Source organism: Microbacterium oryzae, from assembly GCF_009735645.1.
GTDB lineage: Bacteria > Actinomycetota > Actinomycetes > Actinomycetales > Microbacteriaceae > Microbacterium > Microbacterium oryzae.
In genome coordinates this window covers 2,082,181-2,093,788 of the sequence record NZ_CP032550.1, presented here as the reverse complement: position 1 = coordinate 2,093,788, position 11,608 = coordinate 2,082,181, and the positions used below count along the sequence as shown (strand labels likewise).

Sequence of the window (11,608 nt, the reverse complement as noted above, 5' to 3'; positions counted from 1 at the left end):
CTCATGCCACGAGGATCGGTGTCTCCGGCGGGAACAGGAGCGGAACTTGAGCCGATCTCTATCAAGTTCGTTGACTTCTCCGCTTTCGACTCGTACGCTTGAGTCAGCGCGACTCAACATCGCGCGTGGACTTCAGGCAGCGACAGAAGGAGAAGCAACATGGCACGTGCTGTGGGTATCGACCTCGGGACGACGAACTCGGTCGTCTCCGTCCTCGAAGGCGGCGAGCCGAAGGTCATCGCCAACGCCGAGGGATTCCGCACGACCCCGTCGGTCGTCGCGTTCACGAAGGACGGCGAGGTGCTCGTCGGCGAGACCGCCAAGCGCCAGGCCGTCACCAACGTCGACCGCACGCTCGCATCCGTCAAGCGCCACATGGGCACCGACTGGAGCTTCGGCGTCGACGGCAAGAACTACACGCCGCAGGAGATCTCGGCGCGCATCCTCCAAAAGCTGAAGCGCGACGCCGAGCAGTACCTCGGCGACACCGTGACCGACGCCGTCATCACGGTCCCCGCGTACTTCAACGACGCCGAGCGCCAGGCGACGAAGGAGGCTGGCGAGATCGCGGGCCTCAACGTGCTCCGCATCATCAACGAGCCCACCGCCGCCGCTCTCGCGTACGGCCTGGACAAGGGCAAGGAGGACGAGCTCATCCTCGTCTTCGACCTCGGTGGCGGCACGTTCGACGTCTCGCTCCTCGAGGTGGGCAAGGACGAGGACTTCTCGACCATCCAGGTGCGTGCGACCGCCGGCGACAACCGCCTCGGCGGCGACGACTGGGACCAGCGCGTCGTGGACTACCTCATCAAGCAGTTCAAGGCCACGACCGGTGTCGACGTCTCGGGCGACAAGATCGCCCTGCAGCGCCTCAAGGAGGCCGCGGAGCAGGCGAAGAAGGAGCTCTCCAGTTCCACCTCGACGAGCGTGAACCTGCCCTACCTGTCGCTCACGGAGAGCGGCCCGGTGTCGCTGTCGGAGAACATCTCGCGCGCGAAGTTCGAGGAGCTCACGAAGGACCTCCTCGAGCGGACCAAGAAGCCCTTCCAGGACGTCATCCGCGAGGCCGGCATCAAGGTGTCCGACATCGCGCACGTCGTCCTCGTCGGTGGCTCGACCCGCATGCCGGCCGTCAGCGAGCTCGTCAAGAGCGAGACCGGCCAGGAGCCCAACAAGGGCGTCAACCCGGATGAGGTCGTCGCCGTCGGCGCCGCCATCCAGGCCGGCGTGCTGAAGGGCGAGCGCAAGGACGTCCTCCTCATCGACGTCACTCCGCTGAGCCTCGGCATCGAGACCAAGGGCGGCGTGATGACCAAGCTCATCGAGCGCAACACGGCCATCCCGACCAAGCGCAGCGAGACCTTCACGACCGCAGACGACAACCAGCCGTCCGTGGCCATCCAGGTCTTCCAGGGCGAGCGCGAGTTCACCCGCGACAACAAGCCGCTGGGCACCTTCGAGCTCACCGGCATCGCGCCGGCTCCCCGCGGCGTGCCGCAGGTCGAGGTCACCTTCGACATCGACGCGAACGGCATCGTGCACGTGTCCGCCAAGGACAAGGGCACGGGCAAGGAGCAGTCGATGACCATCACGGGCGGCTCGTCGCTCTCGAAGGACGACATCGACCGGATGGTCCGCGACGCCGAGGAGCACGCGGCCGAGGACAAGAAGCGCCGCGAGGCCGCGGATGTCCGCAACCAGGCCGAGACGCTCGCGTACTCGATCGAGAAGCTGATCGCCGACAACGACGACAAGCTCCCCGCCGACGTGAAGGACTCGGTCAAGGCCGACGTCGACGCTCTGAAGACCGCGCTCGCGGGCGAGGACGACGACGCCGTGAAGACCGCGTTCGACAAGCTGAACGAGAGCCAGACCAAGCTCGGCGAGGCGATCTACCAGCAGGGTCAGGCCGCTCAGGAGCAGGCGCCGCAGGACGCCCCGACCGGCGAGCAGGGCTCGGCGGATGAGGACGTCATCGACGCCGAGGTCGTGGACGACGAGGACGAGAAGAAGAGCTGATGACGGACAAGGACTTCGAGGAGCCCCAGGGCGAGCAGCCCGACGGCGCCGAGGTCCAGCCGGACGCCGAGGGGTCGGCGGCAGATGCCGCCGACCCCGCGGCGCAGCCGGCTGAGGCCGCGGATGGCGACGGCCTGACGGTCGACGACATCCTGGGCGCCGAGCAGACCGACGAGGCCGCCGAGGCCGAGAAGAGCGACTACGAGACGCAGCTGCTGCACGACCTCAAGCGTCTGCAGGCGGAGTACGCCAACTACCGCCGGCGCACCGAGGAGCAGCGCGAGATCGAGATCGCGCGAGCGCGCGGGGAGGCCGTGAAGGGTCTCCTGCCGGTGCTCGACGACCTCGACCGCGCCGAGAAGCACGGCGACCTCGGCGAGGGCAGCCCGTTCTCCGCCGTCGGGGCCAAGCTCCGCGCGGTCGCCGAGCGGCTCGGCGTCGTCGCCTACGGCGCGGCCGGCGAGGAGTTCGACCCGCAGCGTCACGAGGCGATCTTCCAGCAGCCCGTCCCCGGCGCGACCGAGAGCACGATCCTCGAGGTCGTCGAGGTCGGCTACCGACTGGGCGACGTGGAGCTGCGGCCGGCGAAGGTCGTCGTCGCCGTCCCCGCGGAGTGAGTCGATGGCCGGCCCCTGCGGGGGCCGGCCGTCCTCCCTCCCCTCACGTCGCAGAACCAACCCGCGAAGAAGGTGCAGATGGCCAGTCAGGACTGGTTCGACAAGGACTTCTACAAGGTCCTCGGCGTCGACAAGGGCGTGAGCGAGGCCGAGCTCAAGAAGACGTACCGCAAGCTCGCCCGCACGTACCACCCCGACTCCAACCCGGGCGACGCGGCCGCCGAGGCGAAGTTCAAGGAGATCAGCGAGGCGTACTCGGTGCTCTCCGACGCCGAGCAGCGCAAGGAGTACGACGAGCTGCGCGCCATGGGATCCGGTGCGCGCTTCACGGCTCCCGGAGGCGGCGGCGGCGGCTTCGACGACGTCTTCAGCCGGTTCACGCAGCAGCGCACCTCCACGCCGGGTGACTTCGACGACATCTTCTCCATGTTCTCCGGCGGCGGCGGCCCCGGCTTCGGCTCCGGGCGGTTCGGACAGTCGACCGGTGGATACCGCGGCTTCGGCGGCCCGTCGCGCGGCGCCGACGTGCGCGCGCGCACGACCCTCGACTTCACCACCGCCGCGCGCGGCGAGACCATCACCCTCCAGGGCGAGGACGGCAGGCCCTTCAAGGTGAAGGTTCCCGCCGGCGTCGCGGACGGGCAGAAGATCCGCCTGCGCGGCCGCGGCCGGCCGTCGCCGGACGGCGGCGAGAACGGCGACGTCGTCGTCGAGGTCGCTGTCCGCCCGCACCCCGTCTTCACCCGCGAGGGCCTGAACGTCCGCGTGACGGTGCCGGTCACCTTCACCGAGGCCGTGTTCGGCGCGACCATCGAGGTGCCGACGCTGGGCGGCGAGACCGTCAAGCTGCGAGTCGCCCCCGGCACCCCGTCCGGTCGCGTGCTGCGCGTCAAGGGGCGCGGCATCGTCACGTCCAAGGGCACCGGCGATCTCCTCGCCGAAGTGCAGGTGGCCGTCCCCGCGCATCTCGACGAGCGCGCCCGCGAGGCGCTGGAGGCGTACCGCGAGGCGGAGTCCCGTGAGAACCCGCGCGCGGACATGATGGCCAAGGCCCAGCAGTAGCTCAGGAGGTGAGCAGCATGCCGGTCCCCATCGACCCCACCCAGATCGACCCCGAGGCGCCGATCTTCCCCATCGCGGCGGCGGCCGAGCTCGCCGCGATGCATCCGCAGACCCTGCGCCAGTACGACCGCATCGGGCTCGTGGTGCCCGGCCGCACCCGCGGCGGCTCGCGCCGCTACTCCGTGCGCGACATCGAGCAGCTGCGCGAGGTCGCCCGGCTGTCGACGGAGGGCGTCCGCCTGGCCGTCATCGAGCGCATCCTGCACATGGAGAACGAGGTGCAGGAGCTGCGCGGGCGGGTGCGGGAGCTCGAGCAGGAGCTCCGGGAGGAGCGCGAGCAGCGCCCGGGTGCGCGGGTCTTCGCCACCAGCGCGAACGGCGCCGTCGTCACGCTCCGCGCGGGAACGCGCGTGCGTCGCCAGACCGACGTCGTCCTCTGGCGCCCTCGTCCGGGGTCCTGAGCGCGAATCTCTCCCGGTGGGAGCGGCTTCTCGCGGTATTCTGTTGACAGTCAACGAATACCGAGGGAGTGAGCGATGCGCGACAAGGTCGACAGGGGGGTCTCGCTCGGCGCGCAGGTCGCCGACATCATCCGCCAGCGCATCGTGCGCGGCGAGCTGAGGCCGGGGGACCGCCTCACGGAGGAGGGTGTCGCCGAGGAGTTCCAGGTGAGCCGCGGCCCCGTGCGCGACGCCGTATCGCAGCTGAGCTACGAGGGTCTCGTCGAAGTCCGTCGCCCTCGCGGGATCTACATCATCGGACTCACTGCCGACGATGTCGAGCAGCTGTACAGTCTGCGCGCTGCTCTGGAGCGGCTCGCCGTGAACCGGGCGGCGGAGGTGCGGGACGACGAGGCGTGGCAGCCGATGCGCGACTGCGTCGAGCGGATGGCCGCGGCGGCCGACGAGGGCGACCATCCCGCTTTCCAGCGGGCCGACGTCCGATTCCACTCCCTCTTTTACGAGATGGCGCGGCACCCGCGGCTGCTCGCGACGTGGCGCCAGTACGAGCCGACGTTCGCTGCCCTCCTCGACGTCACCATCAATCACGACGACGACCTGCACGAATCGGCCGAGGCGCATCGTCGGCTCTACGACCTCGTTCGGGGAGAGGACCGCGGCGCGCTCGAGCGAGAGCTCGTCGACCATCTGAAGCGCGCCGAGGACCGCATGCGCCTGGAGCTGCTCAGTCGTTCCTGACCGGCCAGCACGGCCAGCGTTGACTGTTAACAGTAAACGTGTCATGCTCGTCTCGCCCGACATCGCCGTTCGGGATCGCACCGAGAGGAGCAACGATGCCCCGCCCCATCCGTTTCGCCGCAGCAATCGCCGGCGCCGGCCTCACCGCCGTGGCGCTCGCCGCCTGCACCCCCGTCGCCGAAGAGGGGGAGGCCTCCTCGTACCCGGAGAAGGACATCCGCCTCATCATCCAGGCCGACGCGGGCGGCGGCTCCGACCTCTCCTCGCGCGCTCTGGCGACCGAGCTCGAGGGAATCCTCGACGTGAGCGTCATCCCCGAGAACATGCCCGGCGCCTCGGGTGCGCTCGCCATGGAGTACGTCGCCGAGCAGGAGCCGGACGGCTACGTCATCGGCTTCGGCCCCGTCGAGATCTCCATGCTGAACACCACGCAGAACGCCGACGTGCTGCCGGAGAACTACGACCTCCTCGGACAGATCATGCTCGCCCCCGGTGTCATCTCGGTGAGCGCCGACAGCGACATCCAGTCGCTGGAGGACCTCGTCGCGCAGGCCGAGTCGGGCGCGGTCACCGTCTCGAACTCGGGAGCCGGCTCCATCTGGGAGGCGGCGACCCTCGGCCTCGGCGAGGCCGTCGGAGCGGAATTCCAGCCGGTGCCCTACGACGGCGGTGCGACCGCGGTCAGCGCCGCGGCGTCGGGAGAGGTCGTCGCGGCCGTCTCCGGCGTGGGCGAGGCCCTCGCGCAGGAGGACTCCGTGCGCATCCTCGCGATCATGCACGACGAGCGCCACCCCGACCTGCCCGACGTGCCGACCGTCTCCGAGGCCGTCGGCGAGGACGTCGAGTTCGGCGGCTGGGGCGGCATCTACGCCCCCGCCGGTCTCCCGGGCGACGTGCACGACACGCTCGAGGCCGCGATCGCCGAAGCCGTCGAGAGCGACACGTACCAGGACTTCCAGAAGAACGCGGGCAACCTCGTCGTCTACCGCGACTCCGCCGAGTTCACGACGTTCGTGGAGGACCAGTTCACGCAGTTCCAGGAGCTGCTGGGCTGATGAGCTCGTCCGTCGACATCGAGACGGGCGCCCCTCCGCGCCCGTCTCGGGCGCTCGAGGTCGCCTTCGCCGTGCTCGCACTGGCGGGATCCGCCGTCTACCTCGCGCTGGCGACGCAGATCGAGCTGCGCCGCGAGTCCGCAGGCGGCATGGACGCCCGCAGCTGGCCCATCGTGCTGGGGGTCGCGGCGGTGGCCGTCGCCATCGCCCTCCTCGCCATCGCCGTCACCCGCCCGCCCGCCACGCGCGACGACCTCGAGCGCGTCTCGCCCGGCGGCTGGCTGCGCGCGACGCTGGCCCTCGTCGTCTCGGCCGCGTTCATCGCGCTGTGGTCGGTGGGCGATGTCATCGCCTTCGGCTACCGGATCGAGCTCTTCCCGATCGTCGCCGCCCTGTACCTCTTCGTGCTCATGCTCGTCTTCGGGCAGCGGCGCTGGATCGGGCTCATCGTCTATCCCCTCGCCATCACGGCCTTCATCTACGTCGTGTTCGGCATGCTCCTGAGGATCCCCCTGTGAACGCGCTCGCCGAGGGCCTCGGCTCCCTCCTCGACATCTCCGTCGCCCTCTACATGCTCGTCGGGCTCCTGCTCGGCTTCCTCGTCGGCGCCTTCCCCGGCATCACCGCCACCATGGCGGTCGCGCTCGCCGCCGGGTTCACGATGACGCTCGAGCCCGTGCAGGGTCTCGCGGTGCTGCTCACGATCTACGTCGCCGCGAACTTCGGCGACCGCGTGCCGGCCATCCTCGTGAACACCCCGGGCACGCCCGCCTCGGTCGCCACGACGCTCGATGGCTACCCCATGGCGAAGCAGGGGCGCGCGGGACTCGCCCTGACCATCTCCGCCATCGTCAGCGCGGTCGGCATCCTCGCCTCGATCGTGCTGTTCGCCGCACTCGCCGTGCCGATCGCGACGCTCGCGCGCAACTACTTCCGTTCGCCGGAGCTCTTCGCCCTCGTGCTCTTCGGCATCGCGATCATGATCGGCATCTCCTCGAAGTCGATGCTGAAGGGCGTGCTGGCCGGTCTCATCGGGCTCATGCTCGGCAGCGTCGGCACGTACGCAGCCACCGCCGACCAGCGCTTCACGTTCGGCGTGCTCGAGCTCGCCGAGGGCCTCAACTTCATCGCCGTGATCATCGGCCTGTTCGGCATCGCCGAGCTGCTCGATCAGCTCATCACCCACCACGAGTCGAAGGTGCGGCCCATCTCGTCCCTCGGACGGTGGATGCCGAACCGCGGCGAGCTCAAGCAGACCGGCCGCGCGGTCGCCGTCAGCGGCGCGGTGGGTCTCGGTGTCGGTCTCATCCCCGCCGCCGGCGGCGACATCGCCGGCCTCATCGGCTGGGAGCGCGCTCGCGCGGCGTCCAAGCAGCCCGAGCTGTTCGGCAAGGGGTCGATCGAGGGCGTCGCGGCGTCGGACACCGCCTCCAGTGCCACGCTCGGCGGATCGCTCACCACGACCATGGCGCTCGGCATCCCGGGCGATTCCGTGATGGCGGTGATGATCGGGTCGATGATCATCTGGGGGATCACCCCCGGGCCGACGCTGTTCGCGGACCGCCCGGAGCTCGTCGTCTCGATCACCGCGATCATGACCGTGGCCACGCTGCTCTCGCTCGGGCTCAGCCTGGTGCGCATGCGCGGCATGGTGAAGCTGCTCGACATCCCCCGCCCGTACCTGTGGAGCGGCATCCTCGTCTTCTGCATCATCGGCACCTACGCGACGTCGAACAGCATCTCCGCGGTCGTCCAGATGCTCGTCTTCGGCGTGGTCGGCCTCGCCTTCAAGCGCCTGGCCATCCCCGCGGGGCCGGTGGTCCTCGGACTCCTCCTCGGCCCGCTGGCGGAGCAGAACCTCGCCCGCACCCTGGCCATCCTGCCCACGCAGCCCTTCTTCTCGGTGGTGAGCCCGATCGCGCTCGTCCTCCTCGCGCTGGCGGTGGCCTCGGTCGTCGTGCCGGTGATCCGCAACGCGCGGCGCCCGCGCGAGAAGCGCGCCTCCCTGGCCGACTCCGTGCTCAGCGACGAGACCGTCGCCGAGATCGAGCAGGCTCACGACGAGCTGCGGGGCCGACCCGATCTGCTCACCTCGACCATCCGCAGCGACGGGGCTCCGCAGCCGCAGCGCCGCCGCAAGAACCGCAAGGAGCCCCGCTCATGACCCGCCGAGACATCCTCACCGCCGTGCCGACGTCGTTCCACGCCGACGGCAGCCTCGATCTCGAGGGCAGCCGGTCGATCTTCCGCTACGTCGCGCAGTCGGGCAACGAGGGCGCCTTCGTCCTCGGCACGACCGGGGAGTTCCCGGCGATCGACGACGCGGAGTTCGCGCAGCTCGTCGAGGCCGCCCTCGCCGACCTCGGCGACGCCATGCGCGTGGTCGTGCACGTCGGCGCACCCAGCGCGTTCGAGGCGGTGCGACGCGTGCACAGGGCGCGCGAGCTCGGCGCGACGGAGTTCGCCGCCGTCACGCCGTACTACCTGCCGGCCTCCGACGACGCGCTGCTGCGCTACTACGACACCCTCTCCGACGCGGTGGGCGAGGGCAGTCTCTACGTCTACGCCTATCCCGCGCGCACCGGCAATCCCGTCTCGCCAGAGCTCCTCGGGCGTCTCGCCGAGCGGACCAACATCGTGGGGGTGAAGGCCAGCGAGCTCTCGCTCGAGGAGATCGCCGCGTACCGCGCCGCGGTGCCCGACGAGTTCGTCATCTACACCGGCGCCGACCGCGACCTCGTCGCAGCGGGCGGGGTGGGCGCGCAGGGTGTGGTGTCGGGAGTGTCGTCGGTGCTGCCGAAGCCCTTCCGCGCGCTCGCCGCCGCAGCGGACTCCGGCGACTCCGACCGCGTGGCGGCCGCGCAGGCCGACGTCGACGACATCGTCTCGGTCATCGGCGGCGACATGCCGCGCATGAAGGCGGCCTACCGCGCCATGGGCGTCGCCGACGGCCACTGCCGCATGGCGCTCGACGAGCCGTCCGCCGACGCGCTGTCCGAGATCGACCGCGTCATCGCGGCCCACCGCTGACCCCGAGAGGAGCCCACATGTCCTACACCCTCCCCGCTCCGGCCATCCGCCCCGAGCTCGCCCCGAAGACCGCCTACCTGATCGCGAGCGGCGATCTGCGCGAGTCGGCCAACACCGCCGGATGGCCGACGCAGGTCGAGCTGGAGGCCGCCGTCACGCGCGTGGTCGAGGGTCTCGGCTGGCAGGTCGTCCGCGCGAACGACATCGATCCCGACACCGGACACGGTTTCATCTCGAGTCAGCGGATGGGCCTGGAGGTCTTTAAGACCATCCCCGAGGACGCTCCGCTCATCGTCGCCGAGGCGGTGTGGCAGTACTCCCATCACGTGCTCGCCGGCCTCCGCACCCACCGCGGCCCGGTGCTCACGGTGGCGAACTTCGCGGGCGACTGGCCCGGCCTCGTCGGGCTCCTCGGGCTCAACGCGGGTCTGGCGAAGATGGGCCGCGACTACGCCACGATCTGGTCGGTCGACTTCGCCGACGACTGGTTCCGCGACGGCATCCGCGAGTGGATCGAGACGGGGAGCATCGCCCACGACACCTCGCACGTGCGGCCGCTGCCCGAGCTGCCCGAGAGCGCGGAGCGGGAGCTCGGCCGCGCGCTCGGCGACCAGCTGCTGGCGGACAAGGCGCTCATCGGCGTCTTCGACGAGGGCTGCATGGGCATGTACAACGCGATCTTCGACGACGAGCTGCTGAACCCCACCGGCATCTACAAGGAGCGGCTGTCGCAGTCCGCCCTGTACGCCGAGATGCTCACCGTGCCCGACGAGGAGGCCGACGCGGTCGGCGCCTGGCTGCGCGATCGCGGCATGACCTTCCGCCTCGGGAGCGATGAGAGGACCGAGCTCACCGAGACGCAGCTGCGCTGGCAGTTCAAGATGTACATTGCCGCGCTGCGCATCGCCGACGACTTCGGGCTCGACGCCGTGGGCATCCAGTACCAGCAGGGCCTGAAGGACCTCGTGCCCGCGTCCGACCTCGCCGAGGGGCTGCTGAACTCGACCGAGCGCCCGCCGGTGCACTCCCGCGACGGCTCCCGCGAGCTCTACGCGGGGCGCGCGCTGCCGCACTTCAACGAAGCCGACGAGGGTGTCGCGGTCGACGCGCTGGTCACCGACCGCGTCTGGACCGCGATGGGGCTGGTGCCCGACAACACCCTGCACGACGTGCGCTGGGGCGAGGAGTACGACGGCCGGTTCGTGTGGGTCTACGAGATCTCCGGCTCCGTCCCCGGCTCGCACCTCGGCGGATGGGACCAGGCCGAGGGATGGCGGCAGGACCCGGTCTTCTTCCCTGCCGGCGGCGCGACCGTCAACGGGGTCTCGAAGCCCGGCGAGCTCGTCATCTCCCGTGTCTTCATCGCCGAGGGCGTGCTGCAGGCCGACATCTTCCGCGGCACCGCGGTGGAGCTGCCGGCCGAGGAGACCGAGCGCCGCAAGCAGGCGACGAACCCGGAGTGGCCCATCGCGCACGTCGTGCTGCACGGCATCGACCGCGATCAGTTCATGGCGCGGCACCGGGCCAACCACGCGCAGGTCGTCTACGCCCCCGACGCGGAGACCGCCGACCGCGCGCTGGTGGCGAAGGCCGCGATGCTCGATCGGATGGGCATTCGCGTGAACCTGGCCGGCGAGGTGCGCATCTGACGCGCCGGTAGCGTGACGGGGAACACCGTCTCGAGGAGGACCCGAGTGAGCGAAGCAGGACCCGTCGTCGTGCTGGGCAGCGCCAACATGGATCTCGTCACCCGGCAGCCGCGGCTGCCCGAGCCCGGCGAGACCATGGCGGGCACGGACTTCACCACCGGCCCCGGCGGCAAGGGGCTCAATCAGGCCGTCGCCGCACGCCGCGCGGGCGCCGAGGTGATGTTCCTCGGCGCGGTCGGCGACGACGGGTTCGGCGGCGAGCTGCGGGAGTTCCTCGCCGGCGAGGGCGTCGACGTCTCGGGGCTCCGCACCGGCCCGACGGCGACCGGCATCGCCCAGGTCAGCGTGCTCGACGGCGGCGAGAACAGCATCGTCATCGTCGCGGGCGCGAACGCCGCCGACGACCTGACGGATGGCGACCGCGCGTGGATCGCGCGCGCTGCGGCGGTCGTGGTGCAGCTCGAGCGCCCGCTCGCGCTCGTCGAGGAGGCGCTCGCCGCGGCCCGTGCGGCGGGGGCGCTCACCGTGCTCACTCCCGCGCCCGTGCATCCCGACGCCGCGCGGCTGGTGGCACTGGCCGACATCCTCGTGCCGAACGAGGCGGAGGCGCTCGCGCTCTCGGGATGCGCCGACGTCGAGGCCGCCGCACGCCGCCTCAGCGGGGCGGGCGGCACGGCGATCGTCACCCGCGGCGCCCGGGGCGTGCTCGTCGCCCGCGACGCGGAGATCGTCGCGGCCGTGCCTGCGCGCGCGGTGGACGCGGTCGACACCACCGGCGCGGGCGACACCTTCGTCGGCGTGCTCGTGGCGTGGCTCATCCGCGGTGAGCCGCTCGAGCGCGCGGTCGACGCCGCGAGCGTCGCGGCGTCGATCGCGGTGACGAGGCCCGGTGCCGCCGCGGCGATGCCGGAGCGGGCCGAGATCGTCGCCGCGCTCGGCTGACGGGCCTCGCGTTCACGCCGTCTCGCACCAGACGG

The 11,608-nt window shown here is 70.9% G+C and carries 11 protein-coding genes; all 11 read left to right on the top strand.

Going from position 1 to position 11,608, the window contains the following annotated elements; all coding sequences use genetic code 11:
• Nucleotides 1-159 precede the first annotated feature (159 nt).
• The 11 genes from dnaK to D7D94_RS09715 all read left to right on the top strand — a co-directional run bounded on the left by dnaK (nucleotide 160) and on the right by D7D94_RS09715 (nucleotide 11,573).
• Nucleotides 160-2,019, top strand: coding sequence for a molecular chaperone DnaK (dnaK, locus tag D7D94_RS09765; protein ID WP_156242421.1), 1,860 nt, complete (start codon nucleotides 160-162; stop codon nucleotides 2,017-2,019).
• Entirely contained in the window at nucleotides 2,019-2,636 is a 618-nt protein-coding gene (locus D7D94_RS09760; RefSeq protein WP_156242420.1) for a nucleotide exchange factor GrpE, read from the top strand. Before dnaK ends, D7D94_RS09760 begins: the two co-directional genes overlap by 1 nt.
• Nucleotides 2,637-2,714: 78 nt before the next feature.
• Nucleotides 2,715-3,698, top strand: coding sequence for a DnaJ C-terminal domain-containing protein (locus D7D94_RS09755; RefSeq protein ID WP_156242419.1), 984 nt, complete (start codon nucleotides 2,715-2,717; stop codon nucleotides 3,696-3,698).
• A 17-nt stretch (nucleotides 3,699-3,715) separates the two neighbouring features.
• The gene (locus D7D94_RS09750; protein WP_156242418.1) at nucleotides 3,716-4,159 is read left to right on the top strand and encodes a heat shock protein transcriptional repressor HspR; all 444 of its coding nucleotides are present in this window, start codon (nucleotides 3,716-3,718) and stop codon (nucleotides 4,157-4,159) included.
• 75 nt (nucleotides 4,160-4,234) lie between these two features.
• Entirely contained in the window at nucleotides 4,235-4,897 is a 663-nt protein-coding gene (locus D7D94_RS09745; RefSeq protein ID WP_156242417.1) for a GntR family transcriptional regulator, read from the top strand.
• Between the two features lie 95 nt (nucleotides 4,898-4,992).
• A complete protein-coding gene (locus D7D94_RS09740) occupies nucleotides 4,993-5,952 on the top strand; it encodes a Bug family tripartite tricarboxylate transporter substrate binding protein (protein WP_156242416.1) in 960 nt (319 codons plus the stop codon).
• Nucleotides 5,952-6,470: a tripartite tricarboxylate transporter TctB family protein gene (locus tag D7D94_RS09735; RefSeq protein ID WP_156242415.1), complete on the top strand. Its 519-nt coding sequence runs from the start codon at nucleotides 5,952-5,954 to the stop codon at nucleotides 6,468-6,470. The genes D7D94_RS09740 and D7D94_RS09735 overlap by 1 nt, the downstream gene beginning before the upstream one ends.
• Entirely contained in the window at nucleotides 6,467-8,116 is a 1,650-nt protein-coding gene (locus tag D7D94_RS09730) for a tripartite tricarboxylate transporter permease (RefSeq protein WP_156242414.1), read from the top strand. The genes D7D94_RS09735 and D7D94_RS09730 overlap by 4 nt, the downstream gene beginning before the upstream one ends.
• On the top strand, nucleotides 8,113-8,982 hold the full coding sequence (locus tag D7D94_RS09725) for a dihydrodipicolinate synthase family protein (RefSeq protein WP_156242413.1): 870 nt from the start codon (nucleotides 8,113-8,115) through the stop codon (nucleotides 8,980-8,982). The genes D7D94_RS09730 and D7D94_RS09725 overlap by 4 nt, the downstream gene beginning before the upstream one ends.
• Nucleotides 8,983-8,999: 17 nt before the next feature.
• Nucleotides 9,000-10,631, top strand: a complete 1,632-nt coding sequence (locus D7D94_RS09720; RefSeq protein WP_156242412.1) for a fucose isomerase — start codon at nucleotides 9,000-9,002, stop codon at nucleotides 10,629-10,631.
• 45 nt (nucleotides 10,632-10,676) lie between these two features.
• On the top strand, nucleotides 10,677-11,573 hold the full coding sequence (locus D7D94_RS09715) for a ribokinase (protein ID WP_246171761.1): 897 nt from the start codon (nucleotides 10,677-10,679) through the stop codon (nucleotides 11,571-11,573).
• The last annotated feature ends 35 nt before the right edge of the window (nucleotides 11,574-11,608 follow it).

What these genes read in the sequence shown, in the direction of transcription:
- D7D94_RS09720 (WP_156242412.1), top strand. Translation starts at nt 9,000, where the DNA reads ATGTCCTACACCCTCCCCGCTCCGGCCATCCGCCCCGAGCTCGCCCCG.
- D7D94_RS09745 (WP_156242417.1), top strand. Translation starts at nt 4,235, where the DNA reads ATGCGCGACAAGGTCGACAGGGGGGTCTCGCTCGGCGCGCAGGTCGCC.
- D7D94_RS09735 (WP_156242415.1), top strand. Translation starts at nt 5,952, where the DNA reads ATGAGCTCGTCCGTCGACATCGAGACGGGCGCCCCTCCGCGCCCGTCT.
- D7D94_RS09725 (WP_156242413.1), top strand. Translation starts at nt 8,113, where the DNA reads ATGACCCGCCGAGACATCCTCACCGCCGTGCCGACGTCGTTCCACGCC.
- D7D94_RS09750 (WP_156242418.1), top strand. Translation starts at nt 3,716, where the DNA reads ATGCCGGTCCCCATCGACCCCACCCAGATCGACCCCGAGGCGCCGATC.
- D7D94_RS09755 (WP_156242419.1), top strand. Translation starts at nt 2,715, where the DNA reads ATGGCCAGTCAGGACTGGTTCGACAAGGACTTCTACAAGGTCCTCGGC.
- dnaK (WP_156242421.1), top strand. Translation starts at nt 160, where the DNA reads ATGGCACGTGCTGTGGGTATCGACCTCGGGACGACGAACTCGGTCGTC.
- D7D94_RS09740 (WP_156242416.1), top strand. Translation starts at nt 4,993, where the DNA reads ATGCCCCGCCCCATCCGTTTCGCCGCAGCAATCGCCGGCGCCGGCCTC.
- D7D94_RS09760 (WP_156242420.1), top strand. Translation starts at nt 2,019, where the DNA reads ATGACGGACAAGGACTTCGAGGAGCCCCAGGGCGAGCAGCCCGACGGC.